Origin of the sequence: Thioclava sp. GXIMD4215 (assembly GCF_045291555.1) — a bacterium.
GTDB lineage: Bacteria > Pseudomonadota > Alphaproteobacteria > Rhodobacterales > Rhodobacteraceae > Thioclava > Thioclava litoralis.
Map to the genome: position 1 here is coordinate 361,172 of NZ_CP149515.1, position 19,095 is coordinate 380,266.

Sequence of the window (19,095 nt, forward strand, 5' to 3'; positions counted from 1 at the left end):
TTATCGCTTGCTTTTGGCTTTGTGCAAGTGATTTTGCTTGCGTATCGGGTTACATGAAGCCCAGTTCGAGGCGCGCCTCGTCCGACATCATATCCATGCCCCATTGCGGATCGAAGGTCATTTCCACATCGACCGATTTGATCCCCTCGACGCAGGAAATGGCATCCTGCACCCAGCCGGGCATCTCGCCTGCCACCGGGCAGCCGGGTGCGGTGAGGGTCATGATGATCTTCACGTCATCCTCGTCGGTGATCTCGATGGTGTAGATCAGGCCCAGATCATAGATATTCACCGGAATTTCGGGGTCGAATACGGTCCGGCAGGCCGCCACGACCGAATCATACATGGGGTGGTCAATGGTCGAAGGCTTGATCAGAGGGGTGCCTTCCATCGGTGCGTCTTGCGTGGTTTCGGACGTCATTGGAGTTTCCCCGATATGGATGCGAATAGTTGAGTGATGATATAAGGATTGGCAACGGCTTCGTAAAGTGCGCAGACGAACACATCCTTTCCTGCTGTTCCGCCTATGGCGCCGGTAGGGCTCAGTTCAGGAAGAAGCGCGAGAAAATAGGCGCGGCGGCGGCCCCGATGGCGCGCGCGTTATGTCCGGTTCTGGCTTCCAGCACATCGGGCGGCAGCAGGCCGTTCATATCGAGCGCCGCCAGCTTTTCGCGGACCTGTCGTACCAGCTCTGCGCGGACCTCTTCGGGGAAGGCGCCGTCAATGACGATGGCCTGAAAATCCACCACCGCGCAGGATTCGCGGGCCGCCTGCGCGATGGCATGGGCGCTGCGGTCCAGCCAAGGGCCCAAAAGCGTGTCATAGGGGGTCCAGTCCTGCGGCATCTGCCACATGGCGCCCGCATCCATCCCGTTGCTGCGGATGGCCGCCTCCAGCAGGAAGATCGACGCTTCATCGCGCAGCGTCGCCAATGTGCCCTGTGTCGAAAGAATGCGCAGCGCCCCCAGCATGCCGGCATTGTGGCGGTTGCCCTCGACCACGGTGCCGTTAAGGGAAATGCCTCCGGTCAGGAACGACCCGAGAAAGACATAGGCAAAATCGGCGACCTCGCGCCCGCGCCCGTAATTCTGCTCGGCGCAGCAGGCGGCGGTGCCGTCATTGATCAGGCTGACGGGCAGGGGGCTGAACCGCGCCACATCGTCAATAAGCTGGCAGCCGACCCATTCGGGAAACCGTGCCGCCGCCAGCGGCTGGTTGTCGACGGCGCGCCACAGATCCAGCGGCGCGGTGATGCCGATGCCACAAAGACGCTGGCGTTGTGCGGGGGACAGTTGCTGGGACATCTTCGCGATGCCGTCGCGCAGGAATTGCAGGATCAGCTGCGGCGTCGGGGCGGCATAGGTGGACTGGCCCTGCGCCAGAACCTGCCCGTCCAGCGCCATCATCACCAGATCCGAAGTGCGGTGGCCGATTTTCAGGCCAAAGCTGATGGCCCCGTCGGGATTGATGCCCATTGGCAGCGACGGCTTGCCGACACGCCCGCGCTGCGGTGTGCCGCGCAGCAGGAACCCGTCGGTTTCCAGCTTGCGCAGAATGGTCGAGACGGTCTGGGCGGAGAGGTCGATTCTCTTGGCGATCTCGGCCCCGGGCAGGGCCCCGTCGCGATGGATCAGGCTGAGCACCAGCCGTTCATTATGCGCGCGCACACCGGTATGGTTCACGCCGAGGCGTTGCCCGATAAAGTCGCCAGCCTCCATGAGGTCCCCCATTCCGTGCTCTCCGGATTTACGCCTGCGCAGGCCTCCGGTGATCACTGCACCAGAATTTTGCTCTCTCTGGCCAAATTTTATAATTCGATCCGTCGGGATGGTCGAGGGAATCTGTCAACATTCTGCCAGAAACCGCCGACAGAGCCGCTAGACTTGGGGGCTCTCCCCGAAATTGGAGGGCTGCGAGGGCGTATCGCCAAGCAATGCAACCAGAATGCCCACCGCCATTTCATCCAGCAGCTCTTCCTCTTTGGTCGTCAGCAGCACGGCAGGCACCACGGGCGAGGCGATCTTCATGCCCATGAACAGCATCGCCACCATCAGGATCTCGACGCGGAATTTCTCGCCATGTTCGGCGATCAGCGGATCGATGAAAAGCCGTTTGATGGCGCTTTGGATTTCCGCCTGCACCGACTGGCAGGCCAGCGAATGGCTGATGATCGGCAGCGGCCCGTAATTGAGCCCGCGCAGATCGCCATTGCGGATCCGTTCGATGATGAAGCGCGTGAAGGAGGGGCAGCGGCGCGCATCCTCGAAACACATGTCGATGGCGCGGTCGATCACGGCTTGGAAAAGCTTCAGCTTGCCGCCATAGGAGCGATGCAGATAGGCCACATCAATGCCGACATCCGCCGCGATATCGCGCAGGTTGCAGGCATCGAAGCTGCGGGCGGAAAAATGGTCATGCGCCACCTCCAGCATGCGCTCCCGGGTTGAAATGCGGCGTGGGTCTGTCGGGTTATCCATATGTGCCTTACGATAGATGCACGCCTTGGCCACGTCTTGGGTCTGCGGGCAATGAAAGGGCTGTGCAGAAGAAAAGCTTGAAATTCTAAATCCTTCGGGGGCATGCCAAGGATAACGGCGCCGCGACATTTTGTCTATCAGGCCGTGCCTGTCAGAGTTTTCTTGTGCCGCTCCGTCACACGTGGATTGCCCACCGATCTTTGGTATACGTTCGCACACATTGACTTGCAACGTGGTGCAGGTTACCCGTTTGCAAAACCTGCGCAACGGGTACAGTCTGCGCATATCTATTTCAAAACGGGCATTTGCCCAAGTCCAGATCGGAGACCGTTCTTCATGGCAAATAAGACCCCCGATATCATCTACACCATCGTTGACGAAGCGCCGCAGCTGGCATCCGGCTCGCTTCTGCCGATTATCAGCGCCTTCGCCGGTGCGGCAGGTCTGGGTGTGGAAACGCGGGATATTTCACTCGCAGGGCGCATTCTGGCGACCTTCCCCGATTACCTGACCGACGACCAGAAAATCTCGGATGATCTGGCCGAACTGGGCGAGCTGGTGAAAACCCCCGAGGCCAATGTCATCAAGCTGCCGAATATCTCGGCCTCGGTGCCGCAGCTGACCGCCGCGATCAAGGAACTGCAATCGCAGGGCTACAAGCTGCCCGACTATCCGGCAGAGCCCGCAACCGACGCCGAAAAGGACGTCCGCGCGCGTTATGACAGCATCAAGGGGTCTGCCGTGAACCCTGTGCTGCGCGAAGGCAACTCGGACCGTCGTTCGGCCAAGGCGGTCAAGAACTACGCGATGAAGCACCCCCATTCGATGGGCGAGTGGAAATCCGACAGCAAGACCACCGTCGCCTCCATGTCGGGCAATGACTTCTTCGCCAATGAAAAATCGGCCACCCTGTCGGAGGCCACCGGCGCGAAGATCGTCTTTACCGCAGAAGATGGCACCGAGACCGTTCTCAAATCGGGCCTGAAATATCAGGCGGGCGAGATCGTCGATGCGACCTTCCTGTCGGCAAAGGCGCTGCGCGACTTCGTGAAGAAAGAAGTCGAGAGCATGGAGCCGGGCGTGCTGTTCTCGGTGCACCTGAAAGCCACGATGATGAAGGTCTCGGACCCGATCATCTTCGGTCATTTCGTCTCCGTCTATCTGGAGGACTTCCTTGCCAAGCATGGCGAGACCGTGAAGGCACTGGGCTTCAACCCCAATGGCGGTATCGGTGATCTGGAAGCCCGCATCAAGGGCAATGCCGAGCTGGAGGCCGACCTGAAGGCCGCCCTCGCCGCCAAGCCGCCGATGTATATGGTGAATTCCGACAAGGGCATCACCAACCTGCATGTGCCTTCCGATGTGATCATCGACGCCTCCATGCCCGCCGTGATCCGCGCAGGCGGTATCGGCTGGGGTCCGGATGGCAAGGCTGCCGACACCAAATGCTGCATTCCGGATAACTCCTATGCAGGCGTCTATGACGAGACGATCAATTACTTCAAAGAGACCGGCAAGCTGGATGTCACCACCTGTGGCGCCGTGTCCAACGTGGGTCTGATGGCGCAGAAGGCGGAAGAATACGGCTCGCACCCGACCACCTTCGAGATCGCGGGTAAGGGGAAGGTCGAGATCGTTCTGGACAATGGCACCGTGCTGCATTCGCATAATGTCGAAGCGGGCGATATCTGGCGTTCGGCCACCGTCAAGAAAGCGCCGATCGAGGACTGGATCCGTCTGGCGATCCGCCGCACCAAGGCCACCGGCCTTGCGGCCTTCTGGCTGGATGCGAACCGCGCCCATGACGCCGAGCTGATCAAATATGTCGAGCCCGCGCTGAAAGAGGCCGGTATCGAGATCCCGATCATGGCCCCGCGTGAAGCCACCCGCTTCACCTTCGTCGAGATGCGCAAGGGCAATGACGTGGTCACTATCACCGGCAACGTGCTGCGCGACTATTTGACCGACCTCTTCCCGATCCTCGAGCTGGGCACCTCGGCCAAGATGCTGTCGATCGTGTCGCTCATGCAGGGCGGTGGTCTGTTCGAGACCGGTGCCGGTGGTTCGGCCCCGAAGCACGTGCAGCAGCTGGTTGAAGAAAACCACCTGCGTTGGGACAGCCTTGGCGAGTTCTGTGCCCTTGGCGAAAGCTTCAAGTTCCTCGCCGAGAAGGGCAATGCCAAAGCGGGCGTCATGGCCGCGGCTGTGGAAGATGCGACGCAGAAGGTGCTGGAAGACAACCGCTCGCCCGAGCGTAAGGTCGGCCAGCCCGATAACCGTTCTTCGCATTACTGGTTCGCCCGCTACTGGGCCGAAGCGATGGCAGCGCAAGATGCGGATGCCGAGCTGAAGGCGCATTTCGCCCCCATCGCCAAGGCGCTGGCAGAAGGCGAAGAGGCGATCCTTGGTGAGCTGAAGGCCGCCGAGGGCAAGCCTGCCGATCTGGGGGGCTATTACCATGCCAACCCCGAGAAGGTCGCAAAAGTGATGCGCCCCTCGGCCACGCTGAATGCGATCATCGGCTGATCTAGCTGGAACGAACGGGAAAGGGGCCTTTCGGGGCCCCTTTTTCATGCGCGGCCCCTGTTTCTTGCACAGACTGCGCAGGATATAATAAGCCGGCTTGTCAAAAAAGCTTAACGGAACCTGCAAGAAGCTGTCACAAAACTGCATTAGCGCTGCCCTCAACAGATCACGATAGCCTCACGAAGGGGATAGAAGATGTTGAAGACGCTGATGCTGGGCACCGCACTTGTGGCAGCCTCCGCCAGTATGGCTGCGGCCAAAACGCAGGTGACATGGTGGCACGCGATGGGCGGCGAGCTGGGCCAGAAGCTTGAAGAGATCGTGGCCGATTATAACGCCAGCCAGGATGAATATGAGGTCATCCCGACCTATAAGGGCAATTACACCGAGACCATGACGGCGGCGATTGCGGCCTTCCGTGCCAAGCAGCAGCCCGATATCGTGCAGGTCTTCGAGGTGGGCACCGGCACCATGATGGCGGCCAAGGGCGCGGTCTATCCGGTCTATCAACTGATGAAGGACGCAGGCGCCGATTTCGACCCTGATGCCTATCTTCCGGCGGTCGCAGGCTATTACACCGACACGCAGGGCAATATGCTGTCGATGCCCTTCAACTCCTCGACCCCCGTTCTGTATTACAACAAGGACGTTTTCGCCAAGGCGGGGCTGGACCCGAACACCCCTCCCAAAACCTGGGCCGATATGGAGGCGTTTTCCAAGAAGATCGTCAAGTCGGGCGCGGCAGAATGTGGCTTTACCTCGGCCTGGATCTCTTGGGCGCAGACCGAGAATTTCTCGGCATGGCATAACCGCCCGATCGGTACGCTGGAAAACGGCTTTGGCGGTCTTGGTGCCGAGCTGACTTTGGCCGATGACCTGCGCGCCCGCCACTGGGGCAATCTGGCAAAATGGCAGAAAGAAGGCCTTTTCCGCTATGCCGGTCCGGGTGGTGGCGATGATGCCAACCCCTCGTTCCAGTCGGGCACCTGCGCGATGGTGATGAATTCCTCGGGCTCGCGCGCGGGTCTGATGGCGAATTCGGATTTCGAGGTGGGTGTGGGCATGTTGCCTTACTACGCCGATGTTGAAGGCGCTCCGCAGAACTCGATCATCGGTGGCGCGACGCTTTGGGTGCTGCAAGGCCATGATGAGGCCGAATATAAGGGCGTGGCCGATTTCTTCACCTATCTGTCTTCGCCGGAAGTGCAGGCCGATTGGCACCAGTTCTCGGGCTATCTGCCGATCACCAAAGCAGCCTATGCGCTCAGCCAAGAGCAGGGCTATTACGACAAGAACCCCGGTGCGGATGTGGCGATCAAACAGGTCTCGCTGAACACTCCGACCGAGAATTCCAAAGGCCTGCGCTTTGGCAATTACGTGCAGATCCGCGGCATCATCGACGAGGAATTCGAGGCGCTTCTGGGCGGCAAGAAAACCGCGATGGAGGCTCTGCAATCGGTGGATAGCCGCGGCAATGCGCTGATCCGCGAATTCGAGAAAGCCAACCAGTAACGGCGTCCCCCTTGGCAGAAGGCCCGCGCGCGTGCGGGCCTTCTGGTGTTTCGGGGGGATAAGGATCCGATATGCAAAGCAAAAAGACCCTCTTCCGGTCACGCGGGCTGCCCTATCTTCTGCTGGCGCCGCAGCTGGCGATTACCATTGTCTTCTTCCTCTGGCCTGCGGGTCAGGCGATGTGGCAAAGTTTCCTGCGTCAGGATGCCTTCGGGTTCTCGACGCAATTCGTGGGGCTGGAAAATTACCTCGCGCTGTTTCAGGACCCGAGCTATCTGAACTCCTTCAAGGTGACGGCGGTGTTTTCGGTCTCGGTGGCGGCGGTGTCGATGGGGGCGGGGCTGTTGTTTGCCGCCTGTGTTGACCGCGTGCTGCGGGCCAATCGCGCCTATACCACGCTTCTGGTCTGGCCCTATGCGGTGGCGCCGGCGGTGGCGGGCGTGCTGTGGTGGTTCATGTTCAACCCCACCATCGGCATTGTCTCCTATGCGCTGCGTCAGCTGGGCTATGACTGGAACCACGCCACCCATGCCACAGATGCGATGATCCTCGTGGTGCTGGCGGCCAGCTGGAAACAGATCAGCTATAACTTCCTGTTTTTTGTGGCGGGGCTTCAGGCCATTCCGGCCAGCCTGCGCGAGGCGGCGGCCATTGACGGCGCAGGCCCCATGAAACGCTTCTGGAGCGTGGTCTTCCCGCTTCTGTCTCCCACCACGTTTTTCCTGCTGGTGATCAATATCACCTATACGATGTTCGACACATTCGCGGTGATTGATGCCGCCACTGCGGGCGGTCCGGCGCAGGCCACGAATATCCTTGTCTATAAGGTCTATCAGGACGGTTTCGTCGGGATGAATATGGGGGCGTCGGCCGCGCAATCGGTGGTGCTGATGGGCATCGTGATCGCGCTGACCGTGATCCAGTTCCGCTATATCGAACGTCGGGTGGAGTATTGAGATGGTTGAGAACAGACCGCTTCTGACCGTGCTGTCGCATGTCATCCTGATCCTTGGCGTGGCCGCTGTGGCCTTGCCTGTCTGGCTGGCGCTTGTGGCCTCGACCCATCCTACATCCGCCTTCGTGTCCGGCACCGTGCCCTTGTGGTTTGGCCCCGAGGGGCTGTCGTCCTACGCGCGGATGCTGGGCGAGGGTGTCTCGACCTCGGGGACACCGCCCATCGGGTTGATGCTCTGGAACAGCCTCATCATGGCGATGACGATCACCATCGGCAAAATCGCCATCTCGATCTCCTCGGCCTTTGCCATCTGCTATTTCCGCTTTCCGGGCAGGCAACTGGCTTTCTGGATGATCTTCATCACGCTGATGCTGCCTGTCGAGGTGCGCATTGTCCCCACCTTCGAGGTGGTGGCCAATCTGGGGCTCTTGAACTCTTACGCAGGGCTGTCGGTACCGCTGATTGCCTCGGCCACGGCGACCTTCCTCTTCCGGCAGGTGTTCCTGACGCTGCCCGACGAGCTGACCGAGGCCGCAAGGATCGACGGGGCAGGGCCTTTGAAATTCTTCTGGGATCACGCGCTGCCCCTGTCGCGCACCAATATCGCGGCGCTGTCGGTGATCCTGTTTATCTATGGCTGGAACCAATATCTCTGGCCGCTGATCGTGACCACGGATGAGGCCCATTACACCATCGTCATGGGGATCAAGCGGATGGCCTCGGTGGTCGATGATGTGCCCCGCTGGAACGAGATTATGGCCGTGGTGGTGATGGCGATGCTGCCGCCGGTGCTGGTGGTGGTCGCAATGCAGAAGCTCTTTGTCAAAGGGCTTGTCGAGACGGAGAAATAAGATGGCCGGAATTACTTTATCCAAGGTCGTAAAAACCTATGCGGGCGCCACGGACCCTACGGTGAAGGGCGTTGATCTCAGCATTGAGGATGGCGAGTTCTGCGTGCTGGTCGGGCCTTCGGGCTGCGGGAAATCCACGCTGTTGCGGATGATCGCGGGGCTCGAGACGGTGACAGGCGGCGAGATCGCCATTGGCGGGCGGGTCGTGAATGACCTTGAACCGATGGACCGCGATATCGCCATGGTGTTCCAGAATTACGCGCTTTACCCGCATATGACGGTGCGCCAGAATCTGTCCTACGGGCTGAAGAACCGCCGCATGCCCAAGCCCGAGATCGCCTCCCGCGTCGAAGAGGTCGCTCGCATCCTGCAGATCGGCTCGTTCCTTGACCGCAAGCCGCGCGCGCTTTCGGGCGGGCAGCGCCAGCGGGTGGCTATGGGCCGTGCCATCGTGCGCGAGCCTTCGGTCTTTCTGTTCGACGAGCCTTTGTCGAACCTTGATGCCAAGCTGAGGGTGTCCATGCGTGGCGAGATCAAGCAGTTGCAAAAGCGCCTTGGCACGACCTCGGTCTATGTCACCCATGACCAGATGGAGGCCATGACTCTGGCCGATAAGCTGGTGGTGCTGAATGGCGGGCAGATCGAGCAGGTGGGCACGCCGCTGGAACTGTACCGCAACCCGCAGACGGTCTTTGTGGCGGGCTTTATCGGCTCGCCGGGGATGAACCTGATCGATGCGCGGATCGAGAATGGCGCGCTGATGGTGGATGATCTTATGCTGCTGCCCGATGTGGCGGGCCGAGGCGAGGTTGTGGCGGGCCTGCGCCCCGAGACCATCGGCTTGCGCGCGGGCACAGGGTTCAAGACCTCCTATGTCGAGGATCTGGGCAATAGCCGCCTTGTTCATGGGATGCTGGGCGGCCAGCCTTTCGCCGCCCAAGTCGCCCCCGACACCGAGATCGCGCCGCAGATGCAGGTCACCCTTCAGGCGGGCGGGCTACATCTGTTTGACCCGCTAACGGGGCGGCGGCTGCCGCAAACGCAGCGCGCGATGGCGATGGCTTGAACAATGGCTGGGGCCTTCGGGCCTCAGCCGATCCAGCGGGTGATCATGACGCCTGCCCAGACCGAGACGCCCGTGAGCACAGTGCCCCAAAGCGTGTCGGTGATCACCTGCTCCCACGACCAGTCGCGCATCACCGCAAGCGAGGTGAACTCATAGGTGCCATAGGCCAGCGCCCCCAGCACCGCACCATTCACCAGCGCCTGAAGCGGTGCGTCATTGCGCAGCGCGGGCAGGCTGACCAGATAGATCGCCCCCGCGACATAGGCCAGATAGAAGATAGCCGCCGGACCCATCCGGAAGGGATCGGCATAAAGATCCGAGATATGTCGGTCGAAGACCGGCTTCACGATGAACTTCAGCCCCAGAATATCAAGGCCAAGAAACACAAGGGTGGTGGCGACATAGGCCGAGAGGATCTGGATCATGGGATTTCCTTTGCTATCCTCTCAGCAACGTCATGGCAGGGTGATAAGTTTCGCGGTTGCCGGAATTTACATCCCCCAACTGCGCTCCAGAAGCGCCAGCCAGTTCTCATGGGCGATCTTCACCACCAGATCCTGCCCGTAGCCGTGATCCAGCATCGCCTGCAACAGCTTCGGCAGCCCCGAGACATCGCCCAGACAGGAGGGAATATCCGCCCCGTCGAAATCCGACCCCAGCCCTATGTGATCCTCGCCCAGTATCGACAAGAGGTGGTCCAGATGGCGCAGCATCTCGTCCCAGCCGCAATCGCCGCGCATCCCGTCGGGGCGCAGGAATTGCGTGGCGTAATTCAGCCCGACCATGCCGCCCGTGTCCCTGATCTGATGCAGCTGGCGGTCGGTGAGATTGCGCGCCGAAGGGGTGACAGCATGGGCGTTGGAATGGGTGGCGACCAAGGGCGCGTCGCTCAGGCGGGCCACATCGTCAAAGCCCTTCTCGTTGAGGTGGCTCAGGTCGATCATGATCTTCAGCGCGTTGCATTCGCGGATCAGATCCTTGCCCGCTTGGGTCAGTCCGTCACCGGTATCGGGCGAGGAGGGATAGGCAAAGGGCACCCCATGGCCGAAAACCGTGGGCCGCGACCAGACCGGCCCCAAAGACCGCAACCCTGCCGCGTGCCAGACATGGAGCGCATCGAGATCGGAGCCAATCGCCTCGGCGCCCTCCATATGCAGAATCGCCGCGATCTTTCCGGCCGCCATGGCGGCGCGAATCTGGGCGGATGTCCTGCAAATTTGCAGATCGCCCTTGCGTTCTAGCCACATCAAGTGCCCCGCCTCGGCCAAGGCTACATTCACCGCCTCACTCATCGGCAGCATCGGCGGCAGATCAAGGCAATAGGGCGGGGTATCCATCGCGGCAAACATCTGCTCCAGATCACCGGACATGGGCGAAGGGGTGTAGATCGCGAAGAAGCCACCTGCAAAATTGCCGGCCCGCGCGCGCGGCAGGTCGATATGCCCCGTTCTGTCCTGCCCGTTCCATATCTCCTCCCGCCTGAGGGGGTGGTTCAGGAGGCGCAGTAGAAAATCATTATGGCCGTCAAATACGGGAATCTGTGGCAAAACGGACATCTTTGTCTCCGTCGAAGAGGGGCTGGACGCGGCAAGAGCGGGGCAGGCCTGTCCCGACTTGCCCCTTGAGTCGCAGTCAACACCCGTTCGCCGGACAGGAAAAGACCTGCCTGCGACAAATTGACATGCATATATATGCAGAGCTATCTTGCAGATATGCAGCATGAATTCGACTGGAATGATCTGAAGTTCTTTTTGGCGCTTTACAGATCCAAACGCATGGTGATGGCCGCGCATACGCTCGGCATCGACCAGACCACAATCGCACGGCGTGTGCGCCAGCTGGAGAAATCCATTGGCGCGCAGCTTTTCACCAAGACCCCCGAGGGCTACGAGATCACCCCTGCGGGCGAGCGTATCCTGCCCTTGGCGCTGGAGGTCGAGCGTGCCACAGGACGGGCGCGCGAAGAGATCGGCGGCGAGGCAGGGCAGCTTTCGGGGACAGTACGGGTCGGGGCACCTGACGGTCTGGGCATCCACTTCGTGGCGCCGGTGCTGACGCGGTTTCAGGAAGACTATCCCGATATCCAGATCGAGCTTCTGGTGCGTTCGCGGACATTCCGGCTGTCGCGGCAGGAAGCTCATCTAACGTTTTCAATGGCTTTGCCAACATCGGGGCGGCTTCTGGCACGGCGGATGACGGAATACCACTTGGGGTTTTATGCCTCGCGCGATTATCTCGCGCAGCATGGTACCCCCAAGACATTGGAGGATGTGAAGGACCATAACTATGTGGGCTATGTCGACGAGCTGCTGCCCACCGATGCCATGCGCTATCAGGTCGAGCTGGGCATCACCAATCCCGTGCTCTTCGGGTCGAACTCCATTCTGGCGCAGCGCGAGGCGATCCGCGAAGGCGCGGGGATCGGGGTTCTGCCCGCCTATGTCATCCATGACGACCCCGATCTGGTACCGATCCTTGCACCGCGCCATGTGCTCAAACGGACCATGTGGATCTTGTCGCACCAGTCGACGGAAGATCTGGCAAGGGTGCGGCTTGTATCGGAATATTTGCAGAACGCGACCCGCGCATCACGGGCGCGCTTTGTGTTGTGACGCAAGGTTTCGGGCGCAAAAACCGGCTTTGATTTCCGCTAGGTAAATCAGATTAAGTGACGAACATCTCTGGACGTGCCCCTCGGCATCTGTTTCAAAGTTGATACACGGTTCGGACCTGTCGTGCTTGGGTCCGGATCGAGTGGGAGGAACGACAATGATGCCGGATTTGTGCTGGCTCTCGGGGAGGGGAGTTGGTGCGTGGTTCTAGGACCTTCGGTGTGATTGCTGTGGATCTGCAAGGCAGGTCATTAAGGACCGTATCGTGCCCCTGATCGGGGAGGACAGGCGCGGCGCGATACGGTCCGTTTTTTTTCCAGACATCAGGTCAGCGTCATGTTTCTTCGCGCAGGTCCCCTGACCTTGCGCGTTTTTTTCATATGGCTATGTCGGTGTAGGGGCGGTCCGCGGGGCGTTACCCCGGGAAGATGCGCGCCATCTCGCGGTCGAATTTGGCCCAGCTCATCGTCGCCTTATTGCCCGCATAGCCATCATAATGCGACTGCCCGTTCGAGGTTGGCAGCCCCGCCCAGATTTTGGCAAGATTGTTCATGAAGCGTCTGCGCGTCAGATCCCCCGCCAGAAGCTGGCTCAGCCCCGCCTCTTCCAGCAATAGATCGGCAAGCCTGTCCTGCACATTGGGGCTGAAACGCACCTCTGGCCCCAGTTGCAGGCTGGCGGCCAGACGCCGCAGCGTGGTGGGAATGAACTGGTAGCGCCCGATGGCATGCGGCTGTCCCGGCGTGGCTTCGATCCATGCGTAGATTTCGCCCAGCGTCATCTGGCTGGGCACGCGGGCGGGGCGGCGTTTGGCCCCGTATTGCACCGCATCATAGCCCATCGGGCCCGCCTCGGCCTGTGCAACCAGATGGCGGATCCATTCGGCCTCGGACGAGCCCTGCCGCAGGAAGGGGGCCATAGAAGCGATCGGGGCCATAGGGTCGGGCAGGGCCTGCGGAGAAAGACCCCGTGGGGACAGGGCGCGGGGGCGGGCGGGGCTTGGTGCAAAGAAGCTGCTGCCCTGCGCGCCGGTAAACAGGCTGCCGCTGCTGCTGGCACCGGTCGGGGCGGGGGCGCTGTCCTCGCGTGGCAGGCTGGCCAGTTGCACCAGAGGCTGGGCGGCTTGCTTGCGTGTTTGCAAGGCGGGGATCAGGGCCTGCGAGCGTTCGACAAAAGCCCCCTGCGCGGCCAGAAGCGAAACCGGCTGCGCTGTGGCGGACGAGGCCGCACCCCCCGCAGCAAGAAGCAGGGACAGGACGATAGGCAAGGGGCCGTTCTGGCGCATGAAGAGATCCCGAAGCTCTGGATGTCCCTTCCTCTTTGGCAGCGAGATCTTCAGAATTCGTTTATAGCGGCGCCATCTTCGGGTCGCGCCATGAAAAAGGCTCCGGACATGCCGGAGCCTTGATCTTGTTCGGGCCGGGCGGGCCTAGAGCCGTTCCTTACGCGCGCTCCGGTCCGCCAGTTTGCGGATCAGCACATAGAAGCTTGGCACAAGGAACACACCGATAAAGGTGGCGGCGATCATCCCGCCCAGCACGCCGATGCCGATGGCATTCTGGGCCGCAGCCCCCGCTCCGGACGCCCGCGCCAGCGGTAACACGCCCAGCATGAAGGCCACGGAGGTCATCAGGATCGGACGCAGACGCATCTTCGCGGCCTCGATCGTGGCCTCATAGAGCCCCTTGCCCTCGGCCTCGAGATCCTTGGCGAATTCCACGATCAGGATCGCGTTCTTCGCGGCAAGCCCCACTGTGGTCAGCAGGCCCACCTTGAAGTAGACGTCATTCGACTGGCCGAAGAACTTGGCCGCCGCCAGCGCGCCCAGCACCCCGATCGGCACCGAGAGCATGACCGAGAAGGGGATCGACCAGCTTTCATAAAGTGCCGCAAGGAACAGGAAGACCACCAGAACCGACAAGGCGTAAAGCATGGGGGCCTGATTTCCTGACTGGCGTTCCTGATAGGACATGCCGGTCCATGCGGTGGCATAGCCGCCATCCATATCGGCCACCAGTTCCTCCATCGCGCTCATGGCCTCGCCCGAAGAATAGCCCTCGGCCGCGCTGCCCTGCACCTCGATGGCCTGAGTGCCGCCATAGCGCGACAGCGACGGGGCCACGCTTTGCCAACTGGTGGTCATGAAGGCCGAAAACGGCACCATGTCCCCATCGGTATTGCGTGCATACCATTTGCCGATGTCTTCGGGCTGCATCCGCCATTGCGCATCGCCCTGCACGATCACCGGATTGAGGTTGCCATCCTGATTGAAATCATTGACCTGACTGGAGGCGAAGATCGTCGAGAGCATGGAGTTGATCGCCGAGATGGTCAGCCCGAAGCTTTCCGCCTTCTGCTGGTCCACATTGATCTTCAGCGCCGCTTCGTCATCGTTGTTATTGACGCGTACCGCCGTCAGGCGCGGGTCTTTATTGGCGGTTTCCACAAGGGTGTTGGCCGCCTTGCGCAGCGTGTCGATGCCGGTATTGCCCTGATCGACAAGATACATCGAGAACCCGTTCGAGTTGCCAAGCCCCTGAATGGCGGGCGGCAGCAGGAAGATGATCTGTCCGGCGCGGCTGGCACCGAATTTGCCCATCGCCCGACCTGCCAGCGCGGATGCGGCGGCATTGGCGTCGGTGCGCTGGTCGAAATCCTTCAGCTTAGCAAAAAGCAGCGCATTGTTCTGCCCCGTGCCGGTGAAGGAAAAGCCCAGCACCCCGAAGGTCGAGACCACGATGTCTTTCTCGTCATTCAGCAGGTAGCTCTCGACCTGTTCCATGACATCGCGCGTCTGGGCCTGCGTGGCGCCTTCCTGCAGGGTGATCATCACCATCACCGCCCCCTGATCCTCTGTCGGCAGGAACGAGCTGGGCAGGGTCTTGTAAAGCACCACCACACCGGCAATCGCCGCCGCCAGCAGCGCCAGCGCAATCACCGGCGCTTTCAGGAGCTTGGTGACCGCACCGGTATAGAAATGGTTCATGCGGTCGAAATTGCGGTTGAACCAGCGCGCCGGAGCAAAGCGGGCCGCGCCGTGGCTTTTCTTCAGCATGGTGGCGCAAAGCGCGGGCGTGATGATGATGGCCACCACAGCCGACAGGATCATGGCCGAGATGATCGTCACCGAGAACTGCCGGTAGATCACCCCCGTCGACCCCCCGAAGAAGGCCATTGGCAGAAACACCGCCGACAGTACCAGCGCGATGCCCACCAAGGCGCCCACGATCTGCCCCATCGATTTGATGGTCGCTTCCAGAGGCGAGAGATCGTCCTCTTCCATCACACGTTCGACGTTTTCCACCACCACAATGGCGTCATCGACCAGCAGGCCGATGGCCAGCACCATAGCAAACATGGTCAGCGTGTTGATCGAATAGCCAAAGAGCGACAGAATCCCGAACGCCCCCAGAAGCACCACCGGCACCGCGATGATCGGGATCAGGGTGGCGCGCCATTTCTGCAAGAAGACCAGAATGACCAGCAATACCAGACCGATGGCTTCAAACAGCGTATGCTCCACCTTGCCGATAGAGGCCTCGACAAAGGGCGTGGTATCATAGGCATAGCGCACCTCGACACCGGCGGGCAGGCTTTTGGCGATCTGGTCGATCTGCGCCCGCACGAGGGTTGCGGTATCCACGGCATTCGCGCCGGTCGCCAGATTGACCGCGAAACCCGAAGCGTTCTGCCCGCTGAAGCGCGAGCGGGTGCCGTAATCTTCCTGCCCCAGAACCACGCGCGCCACATCGCCCAGAAAAACGGTGCCGCCGCTGCTATCGGTCTTCAGCAGGATATTCTCGAACTGTTCGACCGTGCTCAGTTGGCTCTGGGCGGTGATCGTGGCGGTGAAGGTCTGGCCTTCGGTGGTCGGTTGCGACCCCAGAGAGCCGACCGAGACATTGGTGTTCTGCGCCTGAACCGCGTCGGTCACATCGGTGGCGGTGAGGTTATACTGGCGCAGTTTCAGCGGATCGAGCCAGATCCGCATCGCATAGCCCGACCCGAAGGAGTTGATCGAGCCAACCCCCTGCACCCGCTGCACGGGGCTTTCGATCCGGTTGGCAACCATATCGCCGAGCTGGATCTGGGTGTAGCGGTTATCCGTCGAGACCAGCGCCGCAACCATCAGGATCGAGGTCGAGGACCGGCGCACCGTCAGGCCCTGCTGGGTGACCGAATCCGGCAGCTGGCTTTCGACCTGACTGATCTTGTTCTGCACATCGTTCTGCGCATCGATCGGGTCGATGGATTCATCATAGGTCAGCGTGATGCTCGACCGGCCTTCGGAGCTTTGCGAGACCATATACAGAAGCCCGTCCAGCCCCGTCAGCGCATCTTCCAGCGTTTCGGTGACCGAGTTCTGCACGGTTTCCGCCGTCGCACCGGTATAGGTGGCCTGAATGCGCACGGTCGTCGGCGCGATCTCGGGATATTGTGCCACCGGAAGCTGGCTCAGGCCAAGCGCCCCCGCCAGCATGATCGTGATGGCGATGACCCATGCGAAAATGGGGCGGTGAATGAAGAAATTGACCATCAGCCCTTACTCGCTTGCCGCGCCGGAGGCTGCGCTCTCTGCCGGTGCCTCCGTGGCAGGGGTCTCCTGCACCACGCCTTCCTTGTCGATGGTGACAGCAACGGTGCTGACCTCGGCGCCGTTTTGCAGCTTCATCAGCCCGTCCACGACCAGCTTGTCACCATCCTTGAGCCCGTTGGTGACGATCCACTGGTTCTGGTAGGAGCCATGCGTGGTCAGCGTGACCTGCTCTGCGGTGGAGGTGTCGCCGACGATATAGGCGGTCAATGTGCCGTCGCTGGCGCGCGAGGTGGCGTTTTGCGGGATCAGGATCGCCTTGGAGGTGCCCAGCGTCATGGTCACGCGCAGGAACTGGCCGGGCAGGATCTTGGCATCGGGATTGTCGAATTGCACACGGTAATCAATGGTGCCGGTTGTGTCGGACACCACCGAAGACGGGGTGATCAGCTTGCCGTCACGGGGATAGGGTTCGCCGGTCTCCAGCGTGACCGTCGTCTGCACGTCGGAATTCAGCTTCAGGATGCCCGCCTCGACCAGATCCCGCGTGCGCTGCATCTGGGCCGAGCTTTCGGACACATCCACATAGATCGGATCCAGCCGCGTGACGGTGGTCAGCGCATCTGTCTGGTTGGCGGTGACCAAGGTGCCGATCGAGGTTTCGGGCACCTCTACGATGCCGTCAATCGGACTTTCGATCGAGGTGCGGTCCAGATTGAGCTGCGCCGTCTGCAGGCTGGCCTGTGCCGATTTCAGCGTGGCCTTGGCCGAAGCCAGCGTCGAGGCGGAATCTTCCAGCGTGGTCTGCGTCACCCCGACATCGCGGATGCGGTTATAACGGTCATAGGTGGATTGTGCCGTTTCGACAGCGGCCTGTGCGGATGCGACAGAGGCTTCGGCTGCGGCAAATTCTGCCTCGTAAGTATCTGGTTCGATGGTAAAAAGGACGGTGCCCTTGGGGACGAACGCGCCGCGCTGATAGGGGATCGAGGTGATCACCCCCTCGACGCGCGGGCGGATATCGGCCTGCTCATAGGCCACGGCGCGCCCCGGCAGGGTGACGACGAAAGGCACGTCGCTTTCGGCGACGGTGATCACGCCGACCTTCTGGGGGCCTTGTGCGGGGGCGGCCTGTGCCGCAGCGGGGACCGCCGAGACCAGCACTGCGGAGGGGGCGCAGACAAGCCCGAGCACAAGAGCGAGTGCGGTCATCGAAAAGGTGGGGGAAGAAATGACGTTCGGCACGGGTCCTGTCTTTCGTTTCTTATGGGCTGGGGGGCACGGAGCAGGCCGGAGACGGGCAGATATGGCCGCGCGGCCCCGGAAAGAGAAAATGTGAGTAAACTGGGCAGATCGATGCTGCATGAATTAACCTACAATATAGAACCCGCCAGTTTGTATTGGGAATTCTGACAGAGGGGTCTGCGGATAAACGCACAATAGCGTGAAATCCGCCCGACGCCACGCCCTTAATTCCGTTATCCGACTATTTTTATCGGCATTGGTCTGGACGGACCTGTCAAGCTCGCTTAAGTGAGGGTCGAACCGCCGGTAACGGCGCGGGAGTGAGGTCCGTATTTTGCCCGACCTCCCGACGCGCGGGGGCGGTTGGACAATCAGGAGCCTGAGATGACATTCACGAAGTCCCTATCTGTTCTGGGCCTTGCCCTGCCTTTGGCGCTGGCCCCCTTGGCACAGGCCTTTGCCGCCGATGTGTCGGTAGAGACCGCCCGCGGGGAGGCCACGGTTGCGGCCAAGCCCAAGACGGTTGCGGTTTTTGACATGGCGGCGATGGATACGCTGGATGCCTTGGGTGTCACCCCCGCCGGACGTCCCGACAAGACCTATCTCAAGCGCCTCTCGCATCTGCAAAGCGCCACCCCTGTGGGCACGCTGTTCGAGCCCGATCTGGAGGCGCTGGCCGGTCTCAACCCCGATCTGATCATTGTGGGCGGGCGGTCCTCGACGAAATATGACGAGGTTGCGCAGGTTGCGCCGACCATCGATATGACCATCGGCACCGATATCGTCAATGAAAGCCGTGCACGGCTGAAAGCCTATGGCGAGATCTTCGGCCTGCAGGATAAAGCCAAGGCGCTGGATGCGGCGCTGGAGACCAAGCTGGAGAAAGTGCAGGCCGATGCCAAGGGGCAGGGCGATGCGCTGGTCGTGATGACCAATGGTCCGAAAATCTCGGCCTTCGGTCCGGGCTCGCGGTTCGGCTGGATCCATCAGGCAATCGGCATGGCTCCTGCGGCCAAGGATCTTTCGGTGGCGCCGCATGGTGATGCGATCAGCTTCGAATTCATTGCCGAAACCAATCCTGAATGGATCTTCGTGGTGGATCGCGGTCAGGCGATCGGCGCGGATGAACAGAAAGCCTCCGACACGCTGGACAATCCGCTTGTGGCACAGACCTCGGCGGCCAAAGAGGGCCATATCGTCTATCTGAATGCGTCCGATGCCTATATCGCCGGTGGTGGTTATCAGGCGATGATGGAGATGCTGACCGAGGTCGACAAGGCCTTCGAGGCGTCTTCGGTGAAAACCTCCGCAAACTAA

15 protein-coding genes are annotated in these 19,095 nt (G+C 61.0%); 7 read left to right on the forward strand and 8 right to left on the reverse strand.

Features of this window, described 5'->3' with window-relative positions; translation table 11 throughout:
* Positions 1–49: 49 nt before the first annotated feature.
* From WDB86_RS01740 to WDB86_RS01750, 3 genes are all read right to left on the reverse strand, one after another.
* Positions 50–421 (reverse strand): SUF system Fe-S cluster assembly protein, encoded by a 372-nt coding sequence (locus WDB86_RS01740; RefSeq protein ID WP_339107523.1) that lies wholly within the window; start codon positions 419–421, stop codon positions 50–52.
* 121 nt (positions 422–542) lie between these two features.
* Positions 543–1,730: an ROK family transcriptional regulator gene (locus WDB86_RS01745; protein ID WP_339107522.1), complete on the reverse strand. Its 1,188-nt coding sequence runs from the start codon at positions 1,728–1,730 to the stop codon at positions 543–545.
* A 147-nt stretch (positions 1,731–1,877) separates the two neighbouring features.
* A complete protein-coding gene (locus WDB86_RS01750; protein ID WP_339107521.1) occupies positions 1,878–2,432 on the reverse strand; it encodes a TetR family transcriptional regulator in 555 nt (184 codons plus the stop codon).
* Positions 2,433–2,813: 381 nt separating this feature from the next.
* Here WDB86_RS01750 and WDB86_RS01755 point away from each other — a divergent pair, with 381 nt between their 5' ends.
* The 5 genes from WDB86_RS01755 to ugpC all read left to right on the forward strand — a co-directional run bounded on the left by WDB86_RS01755 (position 2,814) and on the right by ugpC (position 9,387).
* Positions 2,814–5,003: an NADP-dependent isocitrate dehydrogenase gene (locus WDB86_RS01755; RefSeq protein WP_406736421.1), complete on the forward strand. Its 2,190-nt coding sequence runs from the start codon at positions 2,814–2,816 to the stop codon at positions 5,001–5,003.
* A 195-nt stretch (positions 5,004–5,198) separates the two neighbouring features.
* The gene (ugpB, locus tag WDB86_RS01760) at positions 5,199–6,515 is read left to right on the forward strand and encodes a sn-glycerol-3-phosphate ABC transporter substrate-binding protein UgpB (RefSeq protein ID WP_406736422.1); all 1,317 of its coding nucleotides are present in this window, start codon (positions 5,199–5,201) and stop codon (positions 6,513–6,515) included.
* Positions 6,516–6,586: 71 nt separating this feature from the next.
* On the forward strand, positions 6,587–7,471 hold the full coding sequence (gene ugpA, locus WDB86_RS01765; protein WP_339107518.1) for a sn-glycerol-3-phosphate ABC transporter permease UgpA: 885 nt from the start codon (positions 6,587–6,589) through the stop codon (positions 7,469–7,471).
* A 1-nt stretch (position 7,472) separates the two neighbouring features.
* On the forward strand, positions 7,473–8,321 hold the full coding sequence (gene ugpE / locus WDB86_RS01770) for a sn-glycerol-3-phosphate ABC transporter permease UgpE (protein ID WP_406720905.1): 849 nt from the start codon (positions 7,473–7,475) through the stop codon (positions 8,319–8,321).
* A gap of 1 nt (position 8,322) precedes the next feature.
* Entirely contained in the window at positions 8,323–9,387 is a 1,065-nt protein-coding gene (gene ugpC / locus WDB86_RS01775; protein ID WP_406736423.1) for a sn-glycerol-3-phosphate ABC transporter ATP-binding protein UgpC, read from the forward strand.
* Between the two features lie 23 nt (positions 9,388–9,410).
* On the opposite strand, the gene WDB86_RS01780 is transcribed toward ugpC, so the two are convergent.
* Entirely contained in the window at positions 9,411–9,809 is a 399-nt protein-coding gene (locus WDB86_RS01780) for a DUF2177 family protein (RefSeq protein ID WP_406737067.1), read from the reverse strand.
* A 69-nt stretch (positions 9,810–9,878) separates the two neighbouring features.
* On the reverse strand, positions 9,879–10,943 hold the full coding sequence (locus WDB86_RS01785) for a dipeptidase (RefSeq protein ID WP_406736424.1): 1,065 nt from the start codon (positions 10,941–10,943) through the stop codon (positions 9,879–9,881).
* A gap of 135 nt (positions 10,944–11,078) precedes the next feature.
* Between WDB86_RS01785 and WDB86_RS01790 the strand changes: the two genes are divergently transcribed.
* On the forward strand, positions 11,079–11,999 hold the full coding sequence (locus WDB86_RS01790; RefSeq protein ID WP_339107513.1) for a LysR family transcriptional regulator: 921 nt from the start codon (positions 11,079–11,081) through the stop codon (positions 11,997–11,999).
* Between the two features lie 415 nt (positions 12,000–12,414).
* Here the strand turns inward: WDB86_RS01790 and WDB86_RS01795 are convergent, their stop codons facing one another.
* The 3 genes from WDB86_RS01795 to WDB86_RS01805 all read right to left on the reverse strand — a co-directional run bounded on the left by WDB86_RS01795 (position 12,415) and on the right by WDB86_RS01805 (position 17,778).
* Positions 12,415–13,284 carry a hypothetical protein gene (locus tag WDB86_RS01795; RefSeq protein ID WP_406736425.1) on the reverse strand — a complete coding sequence of 290 codons (870 nt, stop codon included), beginning with the start codon at positions 13,282–13,284 and terminating at the stop codon, positions 12,415–12,417.
* A gap of 144 nt (positions 13,285–13,428) precedes the next feature.
* A complete protein-coding gene (locus WDB86_RS01800) occupies positions 13,429–16,536 on the reverse strand; it encodes an efflux RND transporter permease subunit (protein WP_406736426.1) in 3,108 nt (1,035 codons plus the stop codon).
* Positions 16,537–16,542: 6 nt separating this feature from the next.
* Entirely contained in the window at positions 16,543–17,778 is a 1,236-nt protein-coding gene (locus WDB86_RS01805; protein WP_406736427.1) for an efflux RND transporter periplasmic adaptor subunit, read from the reverse strand.
* A gap of 384 nt (positions 17,779–18,162) precedes the next feature.
* On the opposite strand from WDB86_RS01805, the gene WDB86_RS01810 reads away from it, so the two are divergent.
* Positions 18,163–19,095, forward strand: a complete 933-nt coding sequence (locus WDB86_RS01810) for a siderophore ABC transporter substrate-binding protein (RefSeq protein WP_406736428.1) — start codon at positions 18,163–18,165, stop codon at positions 19,093–19,095.

Bases quoted from the DNA above. Each gene is read 5' to 3' on its own strand.
- WDB86_RS01750 (WP_339107521.1), bottom strand. From the start codon at position 2,432: ATGCTGGAGGTGGCGCATGACCATTTTTCCGCCCGCAGCTTCGATGCC.
- WDB86_RS01785 (WP_406736424.1), bottom strand. From the start codon at position 10,943: ATGTCCGTTTTGCCACAGATTCCCGTATTTGACGGCCATAATGATTTT.
- ugpA (WP_339107518.1), top strand. From the start codon at position 6,587: ATGCAAAGCAAAAAGACCCTCTTCCGGTCACGCGGGCTGCCCTATCTT.
- ugpB (WP_406736422.1), top strand. From the start codon at position 5,199: ATGTTGAAGACGCTGATGCTGGGCACCGCACTTGTGGCAGCCTCCGCC.
- WDB86_RS01755 (WP_406736421.1), top strand. From the start codon at position 2,814: ATGGCAAATAAGACCCCCGATATCATCTACACCATCGTTGACGAAGCG.
- WDB86_RS01740 (WP_339107523.1), bottom strand. From the start codon at position 421: ATGACGTCCGAAACCACGCAAGACGCACCGATGGAAGGCACCCCTCTG.
- WDB86_RS01800 (WP_406736426.1), bottom strand. From the start codon at position 16,536: ATGGTCAATTTCTTCATTCACCGCCCCATTTTCGCATGGGTCATCGCC.
- ugpC (WP_406736423.1), top strand. From the start codon at position 8,323: ATGGCCGGAATTACTTTATCCAAGGTCGTAAAAACCTATGCGGGCGCC.
- WDB86_RS01810 (WP_406736428.1), top strand. From the start codon at position 18,163: ATGACATTCACGAAGTCCCTATCTGTTCTGGGCCTTGCCCTGCCTTTG.
- WDB86_RS01790 (WP_339107513.1), top strand. From the start codon at position 11,079: ATGCAGAGCTATCTTGCAGATATGCAGCATGAATTCGACTGGAATGAT.
- ugpE (WP_406720905.1), top strand. From the start codon at position 7,473: ATGGTTGAGAACAGACCGCTTCTGACCGTGCTGTCGCATGTCATCCTG.
- WDB86_RS01745 (WP_339107522.1), bottom strand. From the start codon at position 1,730: ATGGGGGACCTCATGGAGGCTGGCGACTTTATCGGGCAACGCCTCGGC.
- WDB86_RS01795 (WP_406736425.1), bottom strand. From the start codon at position 13,284: ATGCGCCAGAACGGCCCCTTGCCTATCGTCCTGTCCCTGCTTCTTGCT.